The organism is Calothrix sp. CCY 0018, assembly GCF_963920925.1.
Taxonomy (GTDB): Bacteria; Cyanobacteriota; Cyanobacteriia; order Cyanobacteriales; family Nostocaceae; genus Rivularia.
The window spans coordinates 109,391-133,451 of the sequence record NZ_CAWUDI010000012.1 but is presented as its reverse complement, the minus strand read 5'-3'; the positions used below and the strand labels follow the sequence as shown (position 1 = coordinate 133,451).

At 35.2% G+C, this 24,061-nt stretch carries 29 protein-coding genes; 10 read left to right on the top strand and 19 right to left on the bottom strand.

Annotated features, from left to right (window positions below):
* Positions 1-631: 631 nt before the first annotated feature.
* The 4 genes from ACM03V_RS11245 (at position 632) to ACM03V_RS11230 (ending at position 4,222) form a co-directional block, all read left to right on the top strand.
* On the top strand, positions 632-1,771 hold the full coding sequence (locus tag ACM03V_RS11245) for a ParM/StbA family protein (RefSeq protein WP_414620866.1): 1,140 nt from the start codon (positions 632-634) through the stop codon (positions 1,769-1,771).
* Positions 1,771-2,172: a hypothetical protein gene (locus ACM03V_RS11240; RefSeq protein ID WP_414620865.1), complete on the top strand. Its 402-nt coding sequence runs from the start codon at positions 1,771-1,773 to the stop codon at positions 2,170-2,172. The genes ACM03V_RS11245 and ACM03V_RS11240 overlap by 1 nt, the downstream gene beginning before the upstream one ends.
* A 107-nt stretch (positions 2,173-2,279) precedes the next feature.
* Positions 2,280-3,473 (top strand): cobalamin biosynthesis protein CobQ, encoded by a 1,194-nt coding sequence (locus tag ACM03V_RS11235; RefSeq protein WP_414620864.1) that lies wholly within the window; start codon positions 2,280-2,282, stop codon positions 3,471-3,473.
* Positions 3,470-4,222 (top strand): DUF6753 family protein, encoded by a 753-nt coding sequence (locus ACM03V_RS11230; protein WP_414620863.1) that lies wholly within the window; start codon positions 3,470-3,472, stop codon positions 4,220-4,222. Before ACM03V_RS11235 ends, ACM03V_RS11230 begins: the two co-directional genes overlap by 4 nt.
* Positions 4,223-4,343: 121 nt before the next feature.
* Here the strand turns inward: ACM03V_RS11230 and ACM03V_RS11225 are convergent, their stop codons facing one another.
* Positions 4,344-4,538 (bottom strand): hypothetical protein, encoded by a 195-nt coding sequence (locus tag ACM03V_RS11225; RefSeq protein ID WP_414620862.1) that lies wholly within the window; start codon positions 4,536-4,538, stop codon positions 4,344-4,346.
* 215 nt (positions 4,539-4,753) lie between these two features.
* Between ACM03V_RS11225 and ACM03V_RS11220 the strand changes: the two genes are divergently transcribed.
* Entirely contained in the window at positions 4,754-8,596 is a 3,843-nt protein-coding gene (locus tag ACM03V_RS11220; protein WP_414620861.1) for a hypothetical protein, read from the top strand.
* Between the two features lie 60 nt (positions 8,597-8,656).
* Here the strand turns inward: ACM03V_RS11220 and ACM03V_RS11215 are convergent, their stop codons facing one another.
* From ACM03V_RS11215 to ACM03V_RS11190, 6 genes are all read right to left on the bottom strand, one after another.
* Positions 8,657-9,034 (bottom strand): clan AA aspartic protease, encoded by a 378-nt coding sequence (locus ACM03V_RS11215; RefSeq protein WP_414620860.1) that lies wholly within the window; start codon positions 9,032-9,034, stop codon positions 8,657-8,659.
* A complete protein-coding gene (locus ACM03V_RS11210) occupies positions 9,031-9,405 on the bottom strand; it encodes a hypothetical protein (RefSeq protein WP_414620859.1) in 375 nt (124 codons plus the stop codon). Before ACM03V_RS11210 ends, ACM03V_RS11215 begins: the two co-directional genes overlap by 4 nt.
* 240 nt (positions 9,406-9,645) lie before the next feature.
* On the bottom strand, positions 9,646-9,945 hold the full coding sequence (locus ACM03V_RS11205) for a hypothetical protein (protein ID WP_414620858.1): 300 nt from the start codon (positions 9,943-9,945) through the stop codon (positions 9,646-9,648).
* Between the two features lie 55 nt (positions 9,946-10,000).
* Positions 10,001-10,216 carry a hypothetical protein gene (locus ACM03V_RS11200; RefSeq protein ID WP_414620857.1) on the bottom strand — a complete coding sequence of 72 codons (216 nt, stop codon included), beginning with the start codon at positions 10,214-10,216 and terminating at the stop codon, positions 10,001-10,003.
* 155 nt (positions 10,217-10,371) lie between these two features.
* A complete protein-coding gene (locus ACM03V_RS11195; protein ID WP_414620856.1) occupies positions 10,372-10,824 on the bottom strand; it encodes a hypothetical protein in 453 nt (150 codons plus the stop codon).
* 130 nt (positions 10,825-10,954) lie between these two features.
* Positions 10,955-11,143 (bottom strand): hypothetical protein, encoded by a 189-nt coding sequence (locus tag ACM03V_RS11190; RefSeq protein ID WP_414620855.1) that lies wholly within the window; start codon positions 11,141-11,143, stop codon positions 10,955-10,957.
* A 513-nt stretch (positions 11,144-11,656) separates the two neighbouring features.
* Here ACM03V_RS11190 and ACM03V_RS11185 point away from each other — a divergent pair.
* Positions 11,657-12,424 (top strand): Rpn family recombination-promoting nuclease/putative transposase, encoded by a 768-nt coding sequence (locus ACM03V_RS11185; RefSeq protein WP_414620854.1) that lies wholly within the window; start codon positions 11,657-11,659, stop codon positions 12,422-12,424.
* 322 nt (positions 12,425-12,746) lie between these two features.
* On the opposite strand, the gene ACM03V_RS11180 is transcribed toward ACM03V_RS11185, so the two are convergent.
* The 8 genes from ACM03V_RS11180 to ACM03V_RS11145 form a co-directional block, all read right to left on the bottom strand.
* Entirely contained in the window at positions 12,747-13,010 is a 264-nt protein-coding gene (locus tag ACM03V_RS11180; RefSeq protein ID WP_414620853.1) for a hypothetical protein, read from the bottom strand.
* Positions 13,010-13,312: a hypothetical protein gene (locus tag ACM03V_RS11175; protein ID WP_414620852.1), complete on the bottom strand. Its 303-nt coding sequence runs from the start codon at positions 13,310-13,312 to the stop codon at positions 13,010-13,012. Before ACM03V_RS11175 ends, ACM03V_RS11180 begins: the two co-directional genes overlap by 1 nt.
* 89 nt (positions 13,313-13,401) lie before the next feature.
* Complete coding sequence (locus ACM03V_RS11170) at positions 13,402-14,136, bottom strand: hypothetical protein (RefSeq protein WP_414620851.1); 735 nt, start codon at positions 14,134-14,136, stop codon at positions 13,402-13,404.
* A 160-nt stretch (positions 14,137-14,296) separates the two neighbouring features.
* The gene (locus ACM03V_RS11165; RefSeq protein ID WP_414620850.1) at positions 14,297-14,650 is read right to left on the bottom strand and encodes a hypothetical protein; all 354 of its coding nucleotides are present in this window, start codon (positions 14,648-14,650) and stop codon (positions 14,297-14,299) included.
* Between the two features lie 374 nt (positions 14,651-15,024).
* Complete coding sequence (locus ACM03V_RS11160; protein ID WP_414620849.1) at positions 15,025-15,387, bottom strand: DUF6876 family protein; 363 nt, start codon at positions 15,385-15,387, stop codon at positions 15,025-15,027.
* 768 nt (positions 15,388-16,155) lie between these two features.
* Positions 16,156-16,329 carry a hypothetical protein gene (locus ACM03V_RS11155; RefSeq protein WP_414620848.1) on the bottom strand — a complete coding sequence of 58 codons (174 nt, stop codon included), beginning with the start codon at positions 16,327-16,329 and terminating at the stop codon, positions 16,156-16,158.
* A gap of 57 nt (positions 16,330-16,386) precedes the next feature.
* On the bottom strand, positions 16,387-18,009 hold the full coding sequence (locus tag ACM03V_RS11150; RefSeq protein WP_414620847.1) for a hypothetical protein: 1,623 nt from the start codon (positions 18,007-18,009) through the stop codon (positions 16,387-16,389).
* A gap of 79 nt (positions 18,010-18,088) precedes the next feature.
* Complete coding sequence (locus ACM03V_RS11145) at positions 18,089-18,676, bottom strand: hypothetical protein (protein WP_414620846.1); 588 nt, start codon at positions 18,674-18,676, stop codon at positions 18,089-18,091.
* A 145-nt stretch (positions 18,677-18,821) separates the two neighbouring features.
* Here ACM03V_RS11145 and ACM03V_RS11140 point away from each other — a divergent pair, with 145 nt between their 5' ends.
* The 4 genes from ACM03V_RS11140 (at position 18,822) to ACM03V_RS11125 (ending at position 20,545) form a co-directional block, all read left to right on the top strand.
* Positions 18,822-18,992 carry a copy number control protein gene (locus ACM03V_RS11140; protein WP_414620845.1) on the top strand — a complete coding sequence of 57 codons (171 nt, stop codon included), beginning with the start codon at positions 18,822-18,824 and terminating at the stop codon, positions 18,990-18,992.
* Between the two features lie 12 nt (positions 18,993-19,004).
* A complete protein-coding gene (locus tag ACM03V_RS11135; RefSeq protein WP_414620844.1) occupies positions 19,005-19,142 on the top strand; it encodes a hypothetical protein in 138 nt (45 codons plus the stop codon).
* A 535-nt stretch (positions 19,143-19,677) separates the two neighbouring features.
* Positions 19,678-19,857, top strand: coding sequence for a hypothetical protein (locus ACM03V_RS11130; protein WP_414620843.1), 180 nt, complete (start codon positions 19,678-19,680; stop codon positions 19,855-19,857).
* Between the two features lie 343 nt (positions 19,858-20,200).
* Entirely contained in the window at positions 20,201-20,545 is a 345-nt protein-coding gene (locus tag ACM03V_RS11125) for a hypothetical protein (RefSeq protein WP_414620842.1), read from the top strand.
* Between the two features lie 224 nt (positions 20,546-20,769).
* Here the strand turns inward: ACM03V_RS11125 and ACM03V_RS11120 are convergent, their stop codons facing one another.
* From ACM03V_RS11120 to ACM03V_RS11105, 4 genes are all read right to left on the bottom strand, one after another.
* Positions 20,770-21,147, bottom strand: coding sequence for a hypothetical protein (locus ACM03V_RS11120; protein WP_414620841.1), 378 nt, complete (start codon positions 21,145-21,147; stop codon positions 20,770-20,772).
* Positions 21,148-21,326: 179 nt separating this feature from the next.
* The gene (locus ACM03V_RS11115; RefSeq protein WP_414620840.1) at positions 21,327-21,764 is read right to left on the bottom strand and encodes a hypothetical protein; all 438 of its coding nucleotides are present in this window, start codon (positions 21,762-21,764) and stop codon (positions 21,327-21,329) included.
* A 259-nt stretch (positions 21,765-22,023) separates the two neighbouring features.
* Positions 22,024-23,283, bottom strand: coding sequence for a hypothetical protein (locus ACM03V_RS11110; protein ID WP_414620839.1), 1,260 nt, complete (start codon positions 23,281-23,283; stop codon positions 22,024-22,026).
* Positions 23,284-23,497: 214 nt separating this feature from the next.
* The gene (locus ACM03V_RS11105; protein ID WP_414620838.1) at positions 23,498-23,893 is read right to left on the bottom strand and encodes a hypothetical protein; all 396 of its coding nucleotides are present in this window, start codon (positions 23,891-23,893) and stop codon (positions 23,498-23,500) included.
* Between the last annotated feature and the right edge of the window lie 168 nt (positions 23,894-24,061).

The following is a 24,061-nucleotide window of genomic DNA, read 5'->3' as shown; positions in this document are numbered from 1 at the left end:
GAAGGAATCTGAAGGAATAAAGTATTGAAGATTATGGAAATATTAATCGAGCCGATAAGTAAATTTTCATCAGTTATGTTCTATAAACTCATAAGCAGAATTAATAGACATTTGTGCTATTTATTTGAAGCAAGTTTTTTTAATAATGCGGCAACAGATTAATCTCATTACCACAAGACAATTAGTAAATTGTGTAGTGAGTTTACATTTGGTTTAAGATGAGAGGCTGGAATATTCTGTATGGATTCAAGTAAGAAACAGAAGCCATCAAATCTGATAAACCGAAAACTACAGTAGCTTTTTGACCATAACTTTGTTCAAACCCATGTATAGAGATTGTTTGAAGACTTTTGAATTTATTCGATAGTAAGAAATATGGTGAAGGAATTTGAAGGAAATTTTTGACCGTAGCGGACTTAAAAAACAATAATTATTCCTAATACTTTACCTTCATTTACCTTCAGATTCCTTCAAGTGTTTGGAAATGAAAATATTAATGAAGAGGAAGTACTATCATCAAGGAGTATATAATTTAAAAAACATTTCCAATTCATCCCAAGTACCATTTAATATTTGCTGTCTCACTATCGCAACCAATCTAAAAAAATCGAGTTAAATTAAATTAGGAATCATGAGCGAAACTACTCAAACTTTACCTTTACTAATATTGGCTTTAGATTTTGGAGGAAGTGCAACAAAAGGAATTTATTATACCTTTGAGAAAAGAAATCCGGCATCTTTAATCGTGGAACCAGAAGTGATAAAAATACCCTTGGAATCAGTTGCTTCTGATTCGACAGAAATTTTGGGTGCAACTTCTCCAGAGAATATTGCATGGGTGAATATCAACGGTGAAACCTTTGCAGTTGGTTATTTAGCCCAGCAAAAATACTATGCGAATGCTGGTTTGAAAGAATTGAAGTACGAAAGAGCAATAGCTAAAACTGCTTCGGCTGTTTGGGTTGCTTCACAAAAACTCAAGCTAGGTTGTAACTTTCAACTGGCACTTGCTTGTTTGCTTCCACCAGGAGAGCTTGAAAATAAACAGAGTTTGGAAGAGCAACTTGGAACAGCACTTGCCAACTACATAACGGCGACGGGACGAATGCAGGTGAAGTTAATAGAGTTTAAGTGTTTGCCAGAGGGTGCGGGAATATATTTGGCGTACCAAAAGAGAGTGGGAGAAGCGCTTAAAAGAAAAGTCATTGCTCTGGCGATGGTAGGTTACAGAAATGCTTCAGTATTGATCGGCGATAGGGGTGTAGTTGCAGCTGATGGTAAGACTTCCGATTTGGGAATGATTCGGCTTTTAGAGCGAGTCGTAGCCAAGACATCGGGGCAAACACCTTCTTTACTTGCTCCGGCGATAGTAGCAGCAGGAAGTGACTTATCACCTGTTCCTTTACTACGACTATTAAGAAGCACGGGAAATGCTAACAAACAGCAAGAGTTACAACAAATCCAAAAAGCGGTAAAACTAGCCAGAAGCGAGTATAGCGCCGCCCTTACAAGTTGGTTAAATCAAGTGATTCCCCGTCAAGTCGATGAAATATTGTTTTGCGGAGGTACCGCAGATTATATGAAGAAGGAATTGAACTTGCACTATCGTGGAAAGTCTTGTGTGTGGGGAGTGGGTGCAAATATCCCCAAACAAGTTGACGAATTTTCTCTGTTGAGCAGATTGGCGGATGTTTACAGTCTATTCTTGTACTTTTCACAAGCTGTTGAGAAACGGTTTCAATCTGTTGGTACAAGAGGAGGTAATCATTAATGCCTCCACAAATTGATTTCCGCTGGCGCTATCAACCACGCAAAAAGTCAGACGTACAGTTGATGAAATACATTCAAGATAATTGCATTATGGGTAAAACCGAGATGCTACTGTTAGCAGTTAGGTCATTTTGGCTTCCTTACTCCCTAACAGCAGATTGTACTTCACAACAATTGCGTTCTGTTGCAATGGATGCGGTACAGGTTTTAAGGAAACAAACAAAAGATATTTTAGAATTGGCTGGTTTAGAAGATGTTTCTTCTTCAGTACAGGTGAGATTTACAGAAGATACTCCATCCCAACTTAAACAGAAGACTGTAAATTCTTCTTCTCTGAATGAACTTCGTACTCAAGCTGGTGATAATGAATACGATGACACGGGTTTAAACAATTTTTTGTAACCGAGAGTGCGTACTGGAAATTCGCACATTCAACCGGGGTATTTTTGTACTTACTCCTCTCATAATTTCTCTTATTAAACATTCACATTTTTTCAGGAGCTTTAATTATGGTTGCTAAACGAGATAAAAGAAAAAGGGACAATAAAAAGAAAAACCCTAATGCTTGTTCGGATGAATTTTCTAATTATCCATCTGATTCCTTAACTGAAATGCAAGCATCTCCCGATCATTTGCAAAATGCTCAACCACAAACCGATGAATTGCCAATTAACGGTGATAATGATTCCCCTGCTGATAGTTCAAAAAGTAAAATAGATGTTGGATCAACTGTTTACAACGAATTAAAAACTGATGAAAACTTCAATCCCGTTGAAGATTGGGAAACCGAACTCAATGATGATTTGATTTCAGATGAACAAGATAGCAAAGGTATTACAAATCAAGCTTTACACCAAGACGATACTCCTAATGGTGCTTCCAAAAAATTGTTGCAAATAGAAGATGCGGTAGAAGGTGATTTTTGGAGTGAAGATAATCCAGTTTTAGAAGAAGAATTAATATTAAATGGAAAAAATAATAGCTCTGAAAATCAAGAAGAATTAATCAAATCATCTACCACTATTCATATAGTTGATGGTGAAAAAGGCGGTGCGGGGAAGTCTTTATTCAGTAGAACATTAATCGAATACTGTTATTCTACTGGATTAAATATGGCAATTATAGATGCAGATACCAGCAATCAGGATATTGCTAAAATTTACAAAGACGTGGATTTGGCATTTTTCAGCGATGATGAAAATCTTGCCCAGAAAGCAGACTTCATTTTTGAGAAAGCTTTTGAAAAGTCAGTAATTGTAAATTTACCTGCTCAAGTTTATTCTAATGTTACTAACTGGATAAATAAAAATAATTTGATTGATTTAGGAGCCGAAAATTCAATTACTTTTGTTAAATGGTTTGTTTGTACCGGAGGTGTTGATTCTGCCGAATTCTTCTTACAATCTTTAAAAGATTTAGGAAATCAAATGACTCACGTATTTGTCAAGAATATGGGTTTATGTGATGACTGGAGTTACATAGAGAAAATGCCGGAGTTTATCGCAGCCCAAAGTGATTACGATTTTATCATAATGGACTTTCCTAAGTTTCCCTACTGGGAACGCAATATTATAGATAGATGGGGATTAACTTTTTCAGAATCGCTGACACATTCTGAAATAAAAGTAGTATCAAAGCAGCGAATTAAGAATTTTCTTAAAAAAGCTCATGAAGCGCTTGCTCTTACAGATTTAATAAAATGAATCAATTAAATCAAGCAGATAAATCGGATGAAACAGACGCGGAAGCATTTAAAACTGAATCTTCAAAATCATCGCAGGCTTCAGATAAATTACTTTTAGAAGCTTTGAAAGGTAAGAGCGAAGCGTTTAAAAAGCGAGTGCTGGATTTCGCGCTGAGTTGTGGATTATCTCAAGATGACCCTTTATTTCTAGTGTTGATTGCTACCGGACAATTAGAAGTAATGTTGGAAGATGCACCGGAAACCTTAAAACTACTGTTCAAAAATTGGAATCGAGATTTAGCACGTAACTTGGAAAAGGTAGAAGAAGTAGCGGTGGAACGGCAGAAAGTTGCGATTGATAGAGCCGCTCACGCTCTGATTCGCAAAGCACAGTTCGCAGAAAGTAGAAAACTTCTTACTGCTGTATTCCCCGCAGGTATGTTGTTGTTTTTTATTCTAGGAGTAGGAATAATCATGGGAATTTTAATGCCTCCTTGGATTGCTGGCATACTAAGTGGCGGATATACACGGGTGCAGGCAAACACTTTAACCTGGGATGAACTGGAGGCAATGAAATGGGCGGTATCCAAGGAGGGAAAGTTCGCCAGGAGTTTAATTGATTGGAATCGTGGCTATTTAGATAACGGAGAGTGCGTAAAAGATGCCCAAAGGTTGGGTGTGATTTTATCTCAGTACGGACGTAAAGCAAAGTCAGGACACTGTGTCATTTGGGCTACTCCGCCTCAAAAGCGTAAGTTTGCTAATTGAACCCAAACAATAAAGTTCTAAATTAAAACGTAAACTCGTAAACTAGGCGCGAAAAATAGCAAAGTAGATACGGCGATCGCCATTTGTAAATATGAAATCTAACGGTTAGAGATTGTCCTTCTCAAAACTCTATACGTTTATGTTTGGACTTATCAGATTCTCTAGCTATCCGTTCCATTTCCTTAACATCCTTTTTTATTTCTTCTAAATCGGGGTCATAAAAATAATCTACATCTACATGACCTTCACTTATCAGTTCTTCCGGGGTCATTCCATAAGAAAGCTGGTTAATGCTAGGAATTACTTTTTTAGTCATTTGCTAATCCTTCCAACTTACAAAATACCAGTTTTAATTCTAAAACATTTTTTTAGTTTTGCTCTTAATTAACTATTAACTTTTAATACATAATTTTTAGAAACACCGTAAAATAAATCGAATTACCAACTAAAAGAATTAAAAATAAATAGAGTTCTTTAAATCTAAATTTTTCTATATGCCATTAAAACCACTTCGCTTTATTCTCCTTCAAGATGGCTTTAATACTCAATCACTTTGATACAAAAACTAAACAAAATACAGGAATTCAAGAGAAACTTGAAAACACCCTCGCTGAATACCTATTTGACGGTGCTGAGTTTAGCATAGGTACGGCTTATCCAGAAGCTACGGTTGCATCCGATTTAACTCAATACAATGGGATGACTCTACAGTTTTGTGCGGGTAAAAGGATGTTCTTCGCTAATGATACTAATCTTCGTTCTTTACTGTATCCTAACCCTTCAGATGGTGCTGCTTATCCTTTACCGTTTACATCCTGCCAAAGTTTACATGAGTTGCGTGATGCGAGAATCTTGGTAATTGACGATATCACTGGAGATTCTGGTGGTATTATTGCTCCAAGTAATGCAAAAAAACTGGTAGGTGATTGTAAGGGTTTAATTGACAGTAATTTTGCAAAAGCTAACAGTATAAAGCTGAGTACTTTTCAATTCAGACTGGGCGTAAAACAGCAAAAAGAAAGTCCGGTAATGCGAATTGCTAAAGGTACGCTTGCACCGACTAACTTAGATAAGCTTGGAGAATCATCTTTACGGATAAGCGGTAATATAAAATCCGGAACTTTGCGTACTAAAACTGGCTATGATATGGTACTCGCAACTTCTTCTTTTAAAGGTAGAAAAGGAACAGATGCTATTAAGCCTGGGGAGTATGTAATTGATATTGGCTTGGGTGTTAAATCAATAGCTAAATACAGAGAACACAGTTTAGGAACTCAGATTTTAGTTAATTATCCTCATGCTGTAAAAGAAGAAATTTTACCTATTATTAAGCAACAAGCAGAAAAGCTAGCTTTAGAGCAGAAAAGCCCCAAAATGTTAGCATTGCGGTATGTTGAAAATTACGAACGGCGCAAAAATTTTTTAGCAGAAAATATTGAACCAAGTGAATCTTATCAAAATGAAGGTAAGACAGAAAAACTGCGTATATTTGACAGCTTATCATCTGAGAATGAAAGCGAAGAAATTCACGAGAGTGAAGAATTAAATAATGAACAAAAAGATTTATTAATATATTCTTTATTGAAAGCTGATTTGTCAGGTTACTGTCAACTTATTGAACATCCCAAAATAATTACCGAACTTCAAGATTTTGTAAGAAAAGAGTGGGTTGATATTGCTACTGGACGTTCCATTAAATTTACATCTGGTATGGCTCAACCAAGTTTAGATTTAAAGTTAGATGAAATTAGCATACCTTATATACAAGAAGGTGAAGAAATTATAGTTACTCGTTCTCCATTAATTAATTCAAATGGCGTTATTACTCTTAAAAATAAACATTTACCTAAAATGCTAGATGGATGCGTATACATACATCCTGATACGGCAATGGATAATATGCAATGTGATTTTGACGGTGATTTACTAGCCTTTGCTCCTGCTAAAGACTTTCCCTTGTTAGCTACAGAAGTTAAAGAAAATAATTTACCACAAAACCGCTATCCTAATATTATCAAAAAAGCTAAAGTACCCTATCAAGGTACTTTTGAAGAAATTGCCGTTTCTGCAATGGATAGTAAAATTGGTATTATTGCGTCGGAAATTCAAAAAAATGTCGCACTTCAATGTGAAATTGATACAATGCCTCAATCAGAAAAAATTGATTATGCTTATAAAATACTACGGCATTTAGATTATATTTCGTCAGCACCTCGTTATCAAAACTTACAGTTACCGCACAATATATCAAATCAAATTAATAAAATTACTAATAATCCACAAAATAAAGCTTTAAACAATAATAAAATAGAACAAAAGTTGCAATTATTTAAACAACTACTGAAAAATTGCGTAGCAGAACTTGGAAACGAACTACAAGTGGCTGCCGACGGACCTAAAAGTGCTTTGCGACCAAATCAAGATATTATTCAATATTGTCAAGCTATTACAGCATATAAAGAAGTTGAATGGTTAGCTGATAAGAAAAATCCAGAAGCTTTTACAAATAGAGGTATGAAAACCAATGGTTACAGTCCTATCGATTTAATGATTGAGCAAACAAATAAAATTTTTGAACAATGTCAACTGAATGCTCTCTCTGTTGAACAATTTAGAAACTTTTATCCAGGAATTGAATTTACTCCCGAACAAAAGAAGCAAGCTCAAGAAATAAAAACTAATTATAATTCATTGGTAAAACAATGGATTCAACTAGAACAAAGAAAAAAATTAGAACCAGGTCCTTATTTAGTTATTACTTCACCTACCAGCGGTAAAAAATTAGAAATTACCAATTTAATTAATTTTGAAATAGCAAAGAATCCTAATTTCTGGAAACTTAAGAAATTGACTTTTGAGATTGCATCGAGAAAACCGACCAAAAAAATGCCTCATCCTTTATTTGTTCAAGCTAAATTCACAACCTTGGATGGTAAAAGTATAAGTGTTCCGATTGGTACAATTAGCTTCCGCTCTATTAAAGAACATCAACTGAAACCAGGAATGTTAGTCGAACAAGGGAATGTAGAATTTCATTTTGGTGTTAGCGATCGCATGATAGATGCCTTGAAACAGCAATTAAAAGAATATGTAGAATCGATAAGAACCAACACCCCTACAGAACAAAAGTTACAGCTAACAGCAGCTATTCACGATATCAGTCACACAGAAGAAAATTTCAAATATTCAGGGATGCGCCGAGCGAGTGTAGCATTTGCAGTCTTTCCAGGTGAGGTAATAAGTCAACTCAAGGAGTTACAGTTTACCCAAATGAGGATAATTGGTACTCAATTCAATGAATATGCAGATAGAAATTTTAGGGGTGAAAGAGTTCCTATTCAGTTTGAAGATGGTTCCCATCCCCGCGATAATACTAAAACCGCTCGCTGGGTAAGGGTAGAAGGTAAAAAGTTTGGTACTATTAACGCTCATTCTCCGGCTTTACTTGCTGGATGTGAGGCTTATGCTACCATTACTTCCGCTCCTACAAAAAGTGTTATCGTTACCAGCTTGAAGAATCCAGATAATAAGTTGCAAATTGATAGCGTTGATAAGTACGAAGCGGCTAATCGTCAATGGCAAGACGGACAAACCAGTATAACTCTTGAAGTACAGAAAACTGACTCGCACAAACCACCAACAGTTTATGCTAAGGTTGAAAACCAAATATTAGGAACTGTCAATAAAAAGTCAGTTAATTTTTTACAGCAAAAGCTAACAGCTATTGGCAGACCGATTCAAGGGTTTACTTTTTCTGGTACTATTAATAATGCTCCTGCTAGTTATGCCGATATAACTATTGACCCAACTTCTGTAATATATCCAGGCATTCAAATATCTAAACAGCAGCAAGATGTTGTAAAATCCTCTCAAGAAAAACAAGAAGTTCAACCTGCTATCGCCACTGTCGTATTCTTTGAAGCTCCGGCTGAGAACCAAGCAATTAAAGCTAAAACCGAACAAATAATGTGTAACATGGTTTTACGTGCCGTTGATCGAGCAATTGAGCATGGTTATGATGCAGTTCAATTTATAGATGCAACGCCATATAAGTCAAAATCATCGCCTGCTGCGATCAAAATTGAAGAGTTAGCAGCACATAGAAACGATATTAAAATTGAGTTATCAACCGTAACTTCAATCAAAAGCGCAATTCAACAAATGAAACAGTCGGACGATATAGTACTTGGTATTCGCAGTTTAGAAACGGTATCAATTATTGATTATGCTGCACTTCAAGGTAAAGCTGTAGCCGCCTATAGTCCGGAAACTGGAGAGTTTGATAGGCATAATTTACCAGGTAATAAAGTTGTTTCTCAAAAGGAAATTTTGGTATCTAAAGGTGGTGGGAATAAGGAAATTGACAGGACATAAATGAAGCTCCAATTAATCTTATTAAAAACGTTATTCCAGATTAACGATTAAATTTCAAGCTTAGAGGATAGGCAATTTCATCAACTTTACAATACCACCATCAATAACCTGTATTTTTAATTCGTAACCTTCCATTAATGACATTCCAACAAGTGGATCGGAGTCAGCCTCATCAATTGGAATTGTTAAAAACTGTTCATCCCAAACTACTGTTGCTTCATATATATCAAAAATACTTTCGCTGCCATCTGCTAATAATGCTCGTCCGCGTCTTTTCCAGTTAAGTCCGAGCAAAGCTATAAAATCTGGAGGTAAGCAAAGCCATCCATCGAAACCTGTATCTATCACTGCATCTCGTTCGTGTACCTTTCCTTGTGAATCGCAGATTGCAATGCGAATAATTGGCTCGTAGTCAGCATTAACTTTTCCTATTATCATGCTGTTTTTGTTTTTTGACTGTGACTTACACCAAACCGACGAACATACCCAGAACCAACTTTTACAATCCAAACTTGTGCATTTGGATAACGTTCTTCAAGACGATTACAAGCTGAAATCTCATCATTATCTATTTCCCATGCACCTGTAGTAATGTCAATGGCAACTATCTTGCCTTGACTATTTGGTTGAAGTTGTGGATAAATATCCCGTGCATAAATTTCATCACCCAGTCGTGCAAATTCTTCTTTACTGTATTGTGGTTCTGGGGCTGCCATAATTTTGCGCTGCTGCTTTAATAATGTTTGACAACTATATAAATAATGTACCACTGCTCTAGTAAAACAAAAAATTAAAATTTCTAGTATCATGATTTCTTGTAGCCCATTTGTGAAAATTTGTGAAAGGTTAAAGTAATTAATATTTATTTACATAATAGGCATAATTTACTAGATGATAAAAATGTGATTTAAAAGTAAATTTTGAGATCAAAAAATGATTCACAGCAATTAGTTAATTATCAATTACATACATTAAAATTATTCACCGAACATTATGAAATAAAAAAACTAACCTTCACAAAGGTTAGAAAAATTTGATTCATTGACAATCTAATAATTTTGTTCTCGTATGTAATCTGCAAGCTTATTAAGCCAACCATCAACGGTTAGTTCATGAAAACAGTAAAGAGGGTCTTTTTGAACTACATTCCCTTGTTTATCTACAATCGCGCAATTTAAAGTTTTACAATTTCCTTTTTTGTCAAATTGAATAATTGACCAATAAGTAGGTAATGCTTTTGGTTGAAGCAATATATAGGTTTGTTTTTCTCTTACGTGTTCCCAATACCTTTGACTTTTGTTTTCTCCGTATTGGAAGGTTATACCTTTTATAGTTTTAGTTTGTGACATGATTGATTTTGTATTCCGTGAAAAGCCAAGACAGTAGTTAACTCAAACGAGACGACTAAATACGCTTTGTGAGAGTTATTTGGAATTCTGCTTCAAGTGCTTCAATATTGATATCAAGCCTTAGATTTGTAATAGCTATAATCATTCTTTGAATGTCTTGTGCATCGCTGCCTGTTTTATAATAGTTCTGAATGAATGAGTTAGCAGTTGCCATAAACTCTTCCAGCGTAGAGACTAAATAACTCGCGCTAGAGGGTGCTTTAATTGTCATAATTAAAAGTCCAGTTGAGTATTGGGTTTAGTTTGGAATGTTGATGCTATGATTGGGATGTCTTTACACTAGTTGCGATGCTTCTTGACTAATTTTTTAATAAAAGGAGTAAGAGAGGAACGCATTTTGTTTCATTTACGTTTAAATGCGTTCGCTTATTCTTGCAGGCTTAATAGTTGAATTTCAGCTACTGTTACCAATCCAAGTAGTTTTGGAGTTAACAATTGATGTGCTGTTTTTAGATTCTTTGTCATAGCAGTTCTGCCAGGGATGGAGTAATTTGCTGCTAACTGCTTAAGTTTACGAAGGGTTAAGGTAAACAATTCTTCTTCTGTAGCTAAACGAGTTGAATCGGTTTGAATATCTTTGGCTTCAAAAGTTGATACTTCGATATCAGTAGATTTGGGAGAGTCTATAGATTTTGGGACATCATTAGTTTTATCTAATGCTTTCTCTTGAAAAATTGGTAATACTGTATTGTTTTCTTGCTTGGCGCATTGATTCCACGAATGTACTAAAATCGCAATAAAATCGAACATCATCATAATCGCAAAAGCTGCACAGATAAATACAATGGCATCTGTTAAAAAATCTTGATATGAAAGCATTTTTTCTCCTTTAATTGAATAAATGAAGTGATAAACTGTGAAAAGTTTTATTCCATTACATTTCACAGCTTTTGATCAATTTTGAGCTACCACAAAATCAACTTTCTTGATCATGTAATAATAAGGTACATTAAAGTCTGTCTGCGTATAAAAATTGGTCGTGATAGTAAGTTTGTCGTGCTTCCCAATTCGCTTCTTCAACATCTAATTTTTCTGAATCAACTAAATTGGTATCAGCAATTTTGGAGGGTTGTACTGATTTCAATTGCTGATACCATGCTTTTAAAATTTGTTTTTGTTTCGATGAAGAGTTTTTCATTATTCTTAACAGATACATCACTGCCAATTGCGCGTAAGCGCTCTTGCGGAAGGCAGCCCCAATTACATCTGCATAATATATTAGACATGAAAGCTAATACTTATGGAATTACAATAATTGCAATATAGCTTGTAAACCCCAAAAACAGAACAAATAAGCAAGCTTGTATAGAAAAAGGATGATTTTCTTTGTAGTGATTTGTTGTTTTTGGGGTTCCCCCAAGTCTTGAAATGGTTTCTGAGTCTTCCGGGAAAACAGATTACTTAACGTAATCAGAAAAAATACATTATAGGTAATCTTAAAGCGGGAAGAGAGTATGAAATTGTTAATAATATACTAAAAATTATTTTCTCATGTTTGATTAAAATGTTTTGATAGTATTTTTAATATTTTCATAGCATCTAAAAAAATATTATATAAATTTGGTACTTATATTACGAAAAGCTAAAATTATTAATTTTAATTTCCAAAAAGTAATTTAATAATAAATAGAGACAAATACGGGTGCAAAAAGTGAAAACAGATACCCTTTTCTATGACCTAGTTAGAGAATTACCTCAACTTTTTTTTGAACTTATTGGTAAACCAGAGACGAATCCTGATATTTACACATTCACAGCACAGGAAGTAAAAGACCAATCATTCCGTTTAGATGGTTTATTGTCTACCGTTACGGGTTGTGAGGACGAGCCATTATATTTGGTTGAATTTCAAACTTATAAAGATGAAGAATTCTACGAACGCATTTTTGGACAACTTTTTGTTTATTTTCGCCAATATCGTCCTCCTAATCCCCAATGGTATCTGATTGTAATCTACGATAAAAGAATTAATGAAACTCCACCCCATCCCCGCTATGCCAGTTTGGTAGAAAATCATCTACATCGTATATATCTTAAGGAACTTCCTGATGATCGGTCGTTAGCAACAGGAATAGCAAAACTATTTGTTGAGACTCCTAAGAAAACTAGTACTCTAGCACAACGACTTACTACTCAAGCCAGGGAAGAAGTGATCAATGAAAACAATCAGAGGAAAGTGCTAGCATTTATCCAAAGTATCGTGGTTAAAAAATTCCCAGAACTTAGCAAAGAGGAAATTGAAGCTATGCTTAACTTAGGTGATGACATTGAAAAAACAGGTTACTACCAAAGCGTATTGAAAGAAACCTTATTAAAAACTGCCAAAAAATTACTGGAGGAAGGAGATAGCATTGAAAAAGTTGCTAGAGTATTGGAATTAGATATTGAAGAAGTAAGAAAATTGACTGAGAAACAATAAATTTGCTTTGTTTGACTCGTTTTAATAGTAAAAACGAGTCATAAACTCCTAATTATATTAAATACATAATAATCAGTATTTATGAAAATATATTTTATAAAAAAATAAAAAATTACATACATAATAGATAAATTCGCACGAAAAAATCAAACTATACAAATTTATTTATTGAATTTATTCAAATTTGATCGTAATTAATAAATTTTTTTATTAAAAAAGACCAGCGATTTATAATTTACTATATGATTATAAATTGGCAAAATTTAATTTTGCTTGAAAAAAATATCCCGTAAAAGGGATAAAAGGTTCGCAGTAATAGTCACTACTGTGCAGTAATTAAGCGTATTAAGATACTTTCAAACTCTCCCGGATTAGAGGTTGGTAATAAAGGACTCCATTCATCTGCATTCGCATAACCAAGTTCATGCAAAATTCGGATTGTATTCATTACTGCAAAGCTTGAACCTATGAGTATATGTTTTATTTTCTCATGTTCTGAAATTTGGGATACTAGCGCTTGAGAATTAGGAATAGCTAAATCTTGACTATTAATATTAGCTCGAAAATTTCGATACTTTAAATTCATCAGTTATTACACCTTATCGACGAAAAGCTATTTCGCTGTTTTTTCCCCGTAAGGGGTGTTATTAAACGCCAATATTCAGATAGAACGGAATTACTTGTTCTGAAATACAAACGAAACGAACCATCTTCGTATTGCTTCAAATCTTGTTCATCAAAGATAATTTCTTGTCTTTGCAACCAGTGAGCAACAATTTCGTAATAGTCAGTTAAGTAAAGCGCAGAAAAGTAAATTCTTCCAGTTTTAACTCCAGTTTTCGGATGAGTAAATATTTTAAATTGAGGTTCACTCAAAACTTCCGTCATAGATATCACCTTGCTTAATATCTTTTTGATTAAGGTTGAAAGCTTGTGATAGAGAACTGAAGCTAAGTAATCACAAACTTTCATTTCAACTAAGTGGATATTGATTCAGAATATTTCACAAAATTCGATATTTTCCATTTCAAACCGTGAACTCTGTCAGCAATATTTGGTTTAGAGGATGCCCCATCACACAGCAAACAATTTTCACATTGAATTCTGTCATCTTCTGTATGACAACAAAGAATTTCGTTTTTACCCAAAGGTGCTTCGGGAGCGATAATTCTGAAGGTTCTCCAACCTTTGCTTTGAGCAACACGCGCTTCTTCTTCGCTTTCAACTGAAGCCATCAAATATTTCTGCCAACTATGGTTACAATTGTTGCGCCACTGATGTGTATACCCCGTATATCTACTTGATACACGGATAATCGGTTCCCACACTTTAATTGGTACTGCGGTTGGGTCGCCGTAAGATCCTAACCTAATAGGATAGCGATAACGTTGTAAAACTGCTATTTCGTTGGCGGTGAATTTTGGATAACTCCCCGTTTCGTACTTGCGATAAATATTATTGGTAGGTAGCAAATTTACATAGCAACTACCCGACTGACTTAATTTCATCGGACAATTTCCGCAGATACCTGAATCTAAACCTTTTTTTGCAGCTTCCGTCGGCACAATATCTTGCTGCAAAATCCAAGATTGTATTAGTCGTCCAGTTTTACGATTTGATGTGTGGTTAACGAATCCTGTCAAAATGAGAACTATAGGAGAACCGTCAATTAAAGATGCCCCTTCCCAAACAATGTAACTATTTTGTAACATCTTGAAAACAGAAAAATATTTTGAATCTTATGAATTGAAAAGTGTCTGAAGTGAAGATAGATTTGAAATCATTTCTGATATTAAAAAAGAGGATAAAATCTTCTTTATCCCCCTTTATTGTTTGTTATGTCAGTATTAACTCTCAGCTTTTATTTGAGGATTAACACTCGCATTTACTCGCGCAGCATATTCTCGTCTGCGCTGCCAAGATAGTTCCCAACCGTACTACCAAATCTTCAAGAGTTTTATCAAACTTACGATTAGCAAATTCAAGTAATTGTTCTAGAGAAAATCGCTGTTCTTCTACTTTTCCAAAATCACTTGCAAAGCGTTCTTTGAATGCATCCCAATTAAAATCTTGAAAACTGCGTTTTGCAAGAAGTCCGCATAAAGAACGAATGGAATAGTAGACTTTTGAGTACAGACGTTCTGAGTAATTGCTAACTGCATATTCGCCAAGAACAGAATCATCAATTGCTTGAAAGTTGGGTGTAGAGGATTTACGTGCAGTCATAAGACAAATATTTCCTAATTACTTCATTTGTCTCTGGGCGTAAGCCCTTCTGCTTTCGAGTATTTGATTATTTTAGATTTGTGATTTGTAATTTAACTTTGCCAAGATAGCAAGGTGATAGTAAAAAAAAGTTCGTGGCAAAGTTATGGTACAAAACTACCCAGGGTTGTGTTGCAGTTAAAGAATAAAACCCGTTAACTTCCTATATATTTTCAATAATTGGATAGTGTGACCTTTCTGGTTGAAGTCAAAGCAGCCTAAATTCATCATTACTGCTTATTTCAGATTTTATTGATGATAAATGCCGTAATGTTTAAATTACGGCAATTTCAAACTCCAAAAATCCAATTACGGTAAAGTCAAAGCGATGCGGTTTAATATTCGTTGGGAAGCATTAGAACTTTTTCAACCAAATAAAGTTTGATGTGGCTCAATGGAAAATCTGTATACTCAATTTCTTGCCGTAATACTTCTTGATTCGTATCCCATTCACATATCAAAACGCTGGAATTATCTTGAACTTGTAAATTCCAAATTTGAAATTCTCTTAGTTTTGAATTTGATAGTAAATTCTTTGTTTGATGTGAAGCAATTGCATCTACCAACCAGTAGCAATTTGCTTCTTGTGCTAGGTATTGGATACCATCTGTATATTTCAAACCGAGCCAATGTTTGTAGAGATTAACTGAACCATTAAATTGGTTTAGCTCGTTGGTTATTTGTTGTGGAGTTTTCATATTTTAAAATTTTTGATTTTACGTACTTCACGTTCTCATCGGCGTGAGCCGTAAAACAACAACTGCCGATAACAGATACCAGCAGTTAAGAGATTTTTTAATTATAAACATTATGGAATTTGTAACTATAATGAAATTTGCTTTAAGTAATATTCGATTTAGCAATTGTTTACTGTTACTAACTTGTTTTCCATATAGATTTTCGCTGCAAAATCAAATACCTTAACTTTTCCACACCTCTGTGTAATCAAGCAATCATATAAAATAAAAATAAACTCATTATTTCTTCCCTACCCACTCCCTACCTGCATCCATCGCAGCTTCCACAGTGTAATAAATCCTTTTTTCTCTAAATACCGAGCCACTTGAACTTACCACCTGAAACTGCCAGCAATAAGCATCAGTATGAAAAACTAACAAAGTATAATTATTGATAGCAATTACTGCATAGACAAAGGTTGTTTGTAATCATGAAAAGTCTGTAATAATGCTTCATCAGTAATTGGTATGCTTAAATTTTAGAAAATAAAGCTGAAACTCTTGCTGTGAAACAAAACTATCCTTTTGAAGATTAAATTTATTTAAGAAAAGATTTTTTTCGCTGTTTCCTATTCCCTGTTCCCTTTTTTTTGAATGTTTTTTTAGCATACTAAGTGCGGAAGAACCGCAATAATATTTGATTAGATTGTATTACTTTTTATTTGGGATTATACTGCTACTTTTCCATCCTAAAAGCCTGGTCAATTGCTACTACCTTCATTCAAGTATTTAATTAAAATTTATGGCAAAGTTAATGCCGAATACTTCTTCTTTCCTTTGCAGCAATTTAATAGCCGCATTTAAATGCGTTATTGTTGCTACTTCGCACCCTAGAAGTTCATCCAGGCGAATTAGGTAGTAGGTAGCAGCACGAATAGGAAGGACTTTTTTTCTTTGTTTCATGATTGAAATTGAGTTTTCGGGGATTATTGATTAATCTTTATGTGCAGATATCTCGATTTATCTTTTGCCAGGAGACACCAACTCTCGCCATTGTCGTAGGTAGTAACGTATTTCTATTTCGTGGAATGCTCGTTGCTCCCAGAGTAATGCACCCGGTAGTTTTATCTGATACATTCCTGCCGTTATTTCTTTAAATTCTTGGATTATACCTTCTTTTTTTGCTGTACTTAGCAGTTTAGTGGTGTCGGGTGTAATTTCAAATACCCTTTTTTTCTGCGTAGCAGAAAGCGCTTCCCATGCTTTACCCTTGATTTCCGGGTGTTGATTGAACGTGTTTCTAATATCTTCCCAAGTACCCTGTATCAGAACATTGATTCCTTTATCAAGTAGGGTTGGCTCTAATTCGATATCAGATTCAATTGGTTCCTCTAGATATTCTTCCTCTTGGACTTCATCAAGACTGGCGCAAGATTCAAAAGTTTTTGTTTCTTCTATAGCTTGCAAATTATTCCAATGGAAATACGATTGTGAATCATCTAATTTTACGAGTATGGGGCTTGCGTTTTCTCCATGCAATTCGATTATCTTGCCTTGCCTATCTTGAAACTCACCTGTTTTGACTTCTACGATGATATGTATTTCATATCCCATTGCTATCAGCGCATCGTTACGAACGGTAGTGCTTACCCACTCTAATTCTTGCTCGAAATTGTGATAACTCGCCAAAGTTGCACCCCAACTCTTTCTCCATTCAGAATGGTTACTATATGCATAGTCGGAAAGATGTTTTAACCGTATCGAGTAACGTCCGACAATATGCGCGATCGCATCCCACTTTTTATCTTGGGGAACTGCGGCTTCCCATCTCTGGCAATTTTCTACGATTAAGTTACCCGTTTCATCGCTTATCTCGCCAAGTGTTTGAGTATCTTCTTTCAATTTTTTGTTTAATTCAACCCATTTTTCTTTTACCGTTTGAACTGGGTTGGGTGGTGAGGGCTGGCTATAACTATCGTTACCACTATTTTCTCTCACATCCACTTCTTGGGCAGCATTTCCTTCCTGCTGTCCATTTTCATTTGTGATTTTTTGATGTAAATCAGCGATTGCTTGTCTAAGGATATTCTGAGGAATCAACCCATACTCGTCCATTAATTTCTGGGTTAATACTCCGGTTTGTTGATCTTCTTCGTACACCGGGGGAAATTGGGCATAGCGCTCACCTCGACAATTTCTTTTCCAAATTGAAGGTTTTTCGGGAAGTTGTGATTCCTTTTCTTTTTTTAGTTGAGCCTGCTTTTGTTTGATTAAATCGTGTACGTAATCGCAGGTTAAGTCATCTTCATCTGCTTGCTTCAGTTCTTCGATTATAGATTTGTACTTATTAGTACATAACCTTAACAATATGGTGATGGATATTTGAATTAAAGCATGGGGGCGATGTGCGAATTCTTCAAAATGCTCTGCTAGTTTGAGTGCCCGCTTTTCTTCGGCACTTCCTTTGTCCCAGCCGTATCCTTCCAGTAGTTCTCGATATTCCTTCTTGCTGTAACTATTTTTGTATTCCCATAGCAGAAAGCTGGTGTGGAGATATTCTATGGTGCTGGTTTCTAGATGCTTTACTGGATCGGCATCTATATTTTGCAAAAGCGAGTAAGTTGATTTTTGAAGTGTTTGCATGATAAGGTTATTGGTTATGTTATATTTTGTTTCTGACCTGTGGTAAGGTCAGAGTTTATTATTTGAGTTACTTTGAATATTAAGCAGCATTTTGTTTCGCCCCAGTAGCTTGCTGTTTTTTGTACGCTTTAAGTGCGTAGGCAAGAGTATGCTGGTAATGTTTGGGCATATTTTTTAACTCGATATCCCGTCCCCACTCATATATTGCGCTTTTAGATACTTTCAGGACTTCTGATAGTATTGCAAAGCATTGTCCTCGGAACTTGGTGGAGGTTACTATCTTTAGCCTATCTGAAGGCGATAATTCTTTGAGAAATACTTCTTCTATAAATTGGGCTGCGGTTATTGCCGGGGCCTGAGAATCACTCGCTTCGATTTTATTTAATTCTTCTCTTGATAGAGCCATGAGCGCGTAATTGTAAGTAGTACGTGCGTGTTGGGGCATACCTTCAAAATTTGGGTTGTGCCCCCACTCCCGTACTGTCTTTCTTTGCAATCCCAGTATTTTGGAGAGCAACCTGACGCATTTGGTGCAATATCCAAAGCTGGTTTCTTCTTCAAGAGCTTCTTCGGGGGCTAGCTTGTCGATGCCGAAGCTATACCGCAAAAATTGTCTGGGTTCTATGCTTTGAGAAGATAAAGTTTTGATAAGTTCGTAGTTGTTCATTTTTTTCGATGGATAGAAGTTTTTACTGATAAAAGGATAATACTCTACATAGGTCATATATATCAACTAGGCTGTATGGTGTATTTGCAAATCAGATCATCTAACGCAAAATAGACATTTGATAGTTGATATATGTAACCTACCTATGACAAATGACGCAAAAGAAGACCCAACAGTTAGTTTTCGAGTTTTTTTGCCTGAGTCGTTACGACGAGACTTTAAAGTCTGGTGCGCTCAAGAAGGAACTAATATGAGCGAAAAATCGCGAGAACTTATAGAGGAATGGGTAAAAAGCAGGAAAAACCTCGATAAATAAATTCAACATAAATTGCTCGTTGAAACACAAACTGTAGAAATCTCTAGACTGAGCATTATTAAAGAACAAGTCGCAGATATGGCAAAAAGCGAAAACATTACCGTTGAAAAATTGGAAGAAAGATGGGAATCAGAATATAACAAATTATGATAATATTACAGGTATTATCTTGCTAAAAATTATTTTAAGCCATATGCGCGTAACTACAAGTCATACGTGCGTATTGAGGCATTCTTTCAAAATTTGGGTTGTGCCCCCACTCCCGTACTGTCTTTCTTTGCAATCCCAGTATTTTGGAGAGCAACCTGACGCATTTGGTGCAATATCCAAAGCTGGTTTCTTCTTCAAGAGCTTCTTCGGGGGCTAGCTTGTCGATGCCGAAGCTATACCGCAAAAATTGTCTGGGTCTTGTAGTTTCGGAAGATAAGGTCTTAAGAACTTCGTAAATATCCATAATTTTTCTGCTTTTTAGGGTTTGAAAATACAATATCACAACTAGAGTAGCTCCAGAGCATAACTTTTCTCAATGTATCGTATAATCTTTATAGAAGAATAGGAAATCTCTGGACTTGACCCAAAGCGTAAGGGAATATATATGAAACGTTCTATGAAATCTACTATGGCAATTGACCCTAATAACACGAGATTGACTATTACAATATCGAAATATAATTACAAAAAACTTATGAATTGGGCTAAGATTCATGGCAAACAGCCTACAGCTTTTGCAGGTCAGATAATTTCTTCGAGATTAGAAGCAAACACAAGTCTTATTAAAGAACAAGTCGCAGATATGGCAAAAAGCGAAAACATTACCGTTGAAGAATTGGAAGAAAGATGGGAATCAGAAGATAACAAATTATGAGAACAAATACGGTATTACACCTGAAGAGTGTTTTGAACGTTTAAAAAATGGAGAAGACTTAGATAGTCTTGCAAAAGGTAAATAGTAAATATTTATAAGCGATTGCCCTGCCAAAAATAATGTTTTTTACTTTTCTATTAAGGAATATTTTAAATATTATTATTGTTGGTAACTGTTCCACTGTTCCAAATAGCTTGTAGAACGTATATATAATGTGAATTAAGCAGCATCCCGCTTTGCGGTATTTTGCTGCTTTTTGTATGCTGCGATAGCGAAGCGCTGCTGCAAGCAGATCGCATCTTAGGGAAGCGCAATTGTTGCTAAATCAACAGGCGGACAAATATTGAGAATTGGTGACAGTGGCGAGATTATCCCTAAGCGAGTAAAAGTACTACCAGATAGACTGCAACTAAAAATTAGACGGCAGCGTATAGAAGAAGCCGAAGCTGAAGAGTGGATAAATTCGCTACCGCTTGATGCTTTGGTAGTGGGAACTTTACAAATTGAAGACGCGATGGAAATAAATTTACCGATACCTGCACTAGGGACAATGCAAAATATTAGTAAAAATGGTGGCGGTGTAAGTCTTGACCACGTATTATCACAGCAGTTAAGACCGATAGAAGAGTTTTTTATACTGAGCAGTCAGGTGGTAATCATTAGTCACAATTTAAAAACAAGTGCATAATGTCAATACGTTAATATATAGAAATTTATTGTAGTAAGAATGATAATGGAAACAATAAATATTTATCTTGGGAAAGAATTATGTGAAACTCAGTAATAACAATGTACGCAGCAAACGCAAAATATTCATGCTTTTTAGAATACTTTCTTGAAAAAAAGTATTCTTTTATCTAGATTTATTTAAGTAATTATCGATTGTGAGAGTTGAGGTGCAGAATGTAGGTTTTATAAACGGTGTATGCTTAATCCCAATCGTATACCTATTTGTTCAAGCAAAATTTTAAAATCTGGTGAGTCGCCATTGCTACAATAGGTCTGTATCAGTTTTAATAAATCTTCTTTAATGTCATCGATATCGTAATATTCTCCATTTTTGAGTTTTTTTCCGCAACACGGACAGGTTTCAAGAGATTCTCCTAAGCTAATGCTTTTCGCAACGATATCAACAGGTTCAAACCATTCTTCTTCTGTTTCTCCATTATCAGGAATTATATTATAAGCGTAATAAATTGGATATCCACATTCATGGTACTCTAAATATCCATCGCTCTCTTCAATTTCTTGTAATGTAATATCAATTTCATATTGCGTTAATTTATGCATGATTAATTGTTAGTGTAATTTCAAATGCCGACAAAAGTTTTATTCTTAAGTAAAATTATTGCTATCCCGCTTTTAAAAAGCGCGAAAATAATAAGTTTATTTTAAAACAAAACACTGTGATAAACTGAAATCTATCTTTCCTTGAAGTTAGAACCCAAATCAATTGCCGGGGCTTTTCATCAGCTAATCGCCGATATTTCTACGTGTCCAATTTGTTGTTCGATATTGTAAACGTAAATTCGCAGTTGAATTAAAAATCCAACTAAACCGTCTATACCACCTTCTCGATAAGCAGTGGTGTAGCCTTTAACTTTGTTTCTTTTACAAAACTGCCGAAGTTTACCCGCACCCAAATCTTTAAGGTTTTGATATTCAACATCAACGTCAAATAGTTCAGTTTTGCAATTTACTTCCGCATTGGAAAGTAAACTTTCAGCCTGCAAATCTTCTTGACGAGCAATATTTTCATCAGTAATGAGTTCTTTATCAACTAAGAAAATATCGCACATAAACCAAAAGATAATTACAAACAAGAAAACTGGAAATAGGACATCGTTGATAGCTTGAACGGTAGCAGAAATTTCAAATGCCGAACAATCAAACAAAATTTTAAACATTGTAATTCCTTGTATATAGTTATTGGATGAAAATGTAGATATCATCCAGTAGTGGGGGGAAAACCCCCCGTACTGAATGCATCTAACAAATCACGCCTATAACCACAGAGGAAAGAGAGGTTTATGCTACTTTTTTATTAGTAGATGAACTAAGTTTCCGAAATTTGTGGTGGTGTCAAAGAAGTAAATGAGTTCTCAGAAACTTTACCAACTGGTACGTTATCCTTGGTATTTTTACGTTGAGAGTTAGAAATTTGGTTCATCTTCTTGTTCTAGTTTTATTGTCTTTCAACCATTCAACAAAAGTCACAAGGTTGTAATTAGATTTGATTTGTTGCGGCACAATTGATTCGTAAGGGTACAGTGGAATACCGTTCAATTGAAAACGAAATATCCGTTCGTGGTTACGCATCGGGCAATGTTTAACCCTGACATTAATACCCGTATCGCTAATTTCAACACTAGCAATACCTTTCAATTGCTTAGCAAATTCATCAATCTTAGATGAATAGTCAAACTCAATTACAGCTCGTACTGAAAAGTATTGGACGTAGGAAAGTAATCGAGCGTGTTCGCCTAATTCCACTAGTTTATCTGAATCATCGAGAAGAATCCCTGCCCACGAAAAACGAAAGTATCGATTGGTATAGTAATCCCAAAGAGTTAAAGTACCGTTGTCGTGTTTAATTAATCTCGCTTGATTAACTTCAATTCTCTGACTCAGATGTTCAACTACTTCTTCGCGCTCGAATGGAAAGTGAACTTGTTTTTGATTATTTTTAGACTCCCAATCGGGACAAGTAGAATTATCCCACCCATATGGATGTATACCGCAAACAATATTGTCTGCGCCGTGAAAATTACGACATCCACCGCAAGCCTCAAAGTTAATAGCAAGGGAACCCTCACGGTTAGCTTCTATTTGAGGACGGTAAAAATCAATAAGTTCACGAGCCGCATCCAAAGGTTTTGGATTGATTGATGAAAACGCCTTCCCAATCAGTTCGTTTTCATCGTAAAAACAATCAAATACATCTAAGAATCCATCTTTGCAGTGAGAATTTACAAATTCGTGGACAAATATTCCATCTTCTAATCTTCCAATTATCAAGTCATCCCCAAATTGAGAATACCCATTTAATCGCATTATCAGGTAAAGATATGGCAATTCGGTATTATCTTCAGATAGGATACTTTCCCTCGACTCATTTACCAAAGAATTAGTACTAATAGAAGTTGAAGATTCCTCCTCGTCATCCCTATCTAAAACATGAGCAACACAAGTAGTAGTGGCACCAAATAGAAGTCCAAAGGCTCCGAAATAGATCGAACTCATTCCCAAGTTTAAGGTTTGTTCGATCCGTTTTTCTGGTATGGTTTCCACTCCGGCTTTATTAAGACAGAATAAGCCACTGCTGCCAAAAACTGTTGCCGCACCAATAGCGATCGCAGTTAATGAAATTGCTCCTACCGATACGTTAATTACTTCAATTGCACTAGCACAAAATTTCTTAAACATAGTCCATTCCCTCTCTAAATATGTTAACAAAAGCAAAAATTACTCTTGCCCCGGCATATTGAAAATTGGGATTTTGAGGAAACAATTAACCTACGCCTTACTCTGCTATTTTCCAGATTTTAGATAAATCTGTACTAATATTTTCAGTATCGGCAATCATCATCCTCAATGGTAATAGCAAGAATCGAACTTGCTTTTACTTACCAAAGATTACCTATTCTTGGCTCATTAAATAAAATACTTCCAGATATCGCTCTACTTCGTCGTATTCTTCTGGATAAAATGAATAAACTATTAGCAATTGTTCTTTTAGTTTATTAATTAAATCATACAATTGTATTCTATCTAAATCAAACAATATAATATTATTAGGCTTAAATCTTAGGAAAATTAAACACTTCATACTCTGCCGTAACCAAGAATAAATATTCCAGCAGCTTTGAAAAAATAAATACCAATCAACATCGTAATCTAGTTCATCAGCTGTAATGCTGCAAAAAGATAACAAACAATCATCGTTTAACTTTGTAGATGCTTCTAGACAATTATCTATTCTTCGACAAAGTTCTCTAGTTGGTAAGTCACTTATATCTGTTTTAATTTGTGTCATTCGTCTTCACTCAATGCTAACTCTACTTTTCGTAGTGCTTCAATTGCTAAATCTGCTCCTTCTCCTTCTCCAATCCATCTGTTAGATTTCTTGTGCCCATAGGTAGAAACAGTACCCCAACTAGAATTGTCGGCGTAATATTTTAATGCTTCTAAGGCAATATCTAAA

What these genes read in the sequence shown, in the direction of transcription:
- ACM03V_RS11245 (WP_414620866.1), top strand. Translation starts at nt 632, where the DNA reads ATGAGCGAAACTACTCAAACTTTACCTTTACTAATATTGGCTTTAGAT.
- ACM03V_RS11240 (WP_414620865.1), top strand. Translation starts at nt 1,771, where the DNA reads ATGCCTCCACAAATTGATTTCCGCTGGCGCTATCAACCACGCAAAAAG.
- ACM03V_RS11235 (WP_414620864.1), top strand. Translation starts at nt 2,280, where the DNA reads ATGGTTGCTAAACGAGATAAAAGAAAAAGGGACAATAAAAAGAAAAAC.
- ACM03V_RS11230 (WP_414620863.1), top strand. Translation starts at nt 3,470, where the DNA reads ATGAATCAATTAAATCAAGCAGATAAATCGGATGAAACAGACGCGGAA.
- ACM03V_RS11225 (WP_414620862.1), bottom strand. Translation starts at nt 4,538, where the DNA reads ATGACTAAAAAAGTAATTCCTAGCATTAACCAGCTTTCTTATGGAATG.
- ACM03V_RS11220 (WP_414620861.1), top strand. Translation starts at nt 4,754, where the DNA reads ATGGCTTTAATACTCAATCACTTTGATACAAAAACTAAACAAAATACA.
- ACM03V_RS11215 (WP_414620860.1), bottom strand. Translation starts at nt 9,034, where the DNA reads ATGATAATAGGAAAAGTTAATGCTGACTACGAGCCAATTATTCGCATT.
- ACM03V_RS11210 (WP_414620859.1), bottom strand. Translation starts at nt 9,405, where the DNA reads ATGATACTAGAAATTTTAATTTTTTGTTTTACTAGAGCAGTGGTACAT.
- ACM03V_RS11205 (WP_414620858.1), bottom strand. Translation starts at nt 9,945, where the DNA reads ATGTCACAAACTAAAACTATAAAAGGTATAACCTTCCAATACGGAGAA.
- ACM03V_RS11200 (WP_414620857.1), bottom strand. Translation starts at nt 10,216, where the DNA reads ATGACAATTAAAGCACCCTCTAGCGCGAGTTATTTAGTCTCTACGCTG.
- ACM03V_RS11195 (WP_414620856.1), bottom strand. Translation starts at nt 10,824, where the DNA reads ATGCTTTCATATCAAGATTTTTTAACAGATGCCATTGTATTTATCTGT.
- ACM03V_RS11190 (WP_414620855.1), bottom strand. Translation starts at nt 11,143, where the DNA reads ATGAAAAACTCTTCATCGAAACAAAAACAAATTTTAAAAGCATGGTAT.
- ACM03V_RS11180 (WP_414620853.1), bottom strand. Translation starts at nt 13,010, where the DNA reads ATGAATTTAAAGTATCGAAATTTTCGAGCTAATATTAATAGTCAAGAT.
- ACM03V_RS11175 (WP_414620852.1), bottom strand. Translation starts at nt 13,312, where the DNA reads ATGACGGAAGTTTTGAGTGAACCTCAATTTAAAATATTTACTCATCCG.
- ACM03V_RS11170 (WP_414620851.1), bottom strand. Translation starts at nt 14,136, where the DNA reads ATGTTACAAAATAGTTACATTGTTTGGGAAGGGGCATCTTTAATTGAC.
- ACM03V_RS11165 (WP_414620850.1), bottom strand. Translation starts at nt 14,650, where the DNA reads ATGACTGCACGTAAATCCTCTACACCCAACTTTCAAGCAATTGATGAT.
- ACM03V_RS11160 (WP_414620849.1), bottom strand. Translation starts at nt 15,387, where the DNA reads ATGAAAACTCCACAACAAATAACCAACGAGCTAAACCAATTTAATGGT.
- ACM03V_RS11155 (WP_414620848.1), bottom strand. Translation starts at nt 16,329, where the DNA reads ATGAAACAAAGAAAAAAAGTCCTTCCTATTCGTGCTGCTACCTACTAC.
- ACM03V_RS11150 (WP_414620847.1), bottom strand. Translation starts at nt 18,009, where the DNA reads ATGCAAACACTTCAAAAATCAACTTACTCGCTTTTGCAAAATATAGAT.
- ACM03V_RS11145 (WP_414620846.1), bottom strand. Translation starts at nt 18,676, where the DNA reads ATGAACAACTACGAACTTATCAAAACTTTATCTTCTCAAAGCATAGAA.
- ACM03V_RS11140 (WP_414620845.1), top strand. Translation starts at nt 18,822, where the DNA reads ATGACAAATGACGCAAAAGAAGACCCAACAGTTAGTTTTCGAGTTTTT.
- ACM03V_RS11130 (WP_414620843.1), top strand. Translation starts at nt 19,678, where the DNA reads ATGAATTGGGCTAAGATTCATGGCAAACAGCCTACAGCTTTTGCAGGT.
- ACM03V_RS11120 (WP_414620841.1), bottom strand. Translation starts at nt 21,147, where the DNA reads ATGCATAAATTAACGCAATATGAAATTGATATTACATTACAAGAAATT.
- ACM03V_RS11115 (WP_414620840.1), bottom strand. Translation starts at nt 21,764, where the DNA reads ATGTTTAAAATTTTGTTTGATTGTTCGGCATTTGAAATTTCTGCTACC.
- ACM03V_RS11110 (WP_414620839.1), bottom strand. Translation starts at nt 23,283, where the DNA reads ATGTTTAAGAAATTTTGTGCTAGTGCAATTGAAGTAATTAACGTATCG.
- ACM03V_RS11105 (WP_414620838.1), bottom strand. Translation starts at nt 23,893, where the DNA reads ATGACACAAATTAAAACAGATATAAGTGACTTACCAACTAGAGAACTT.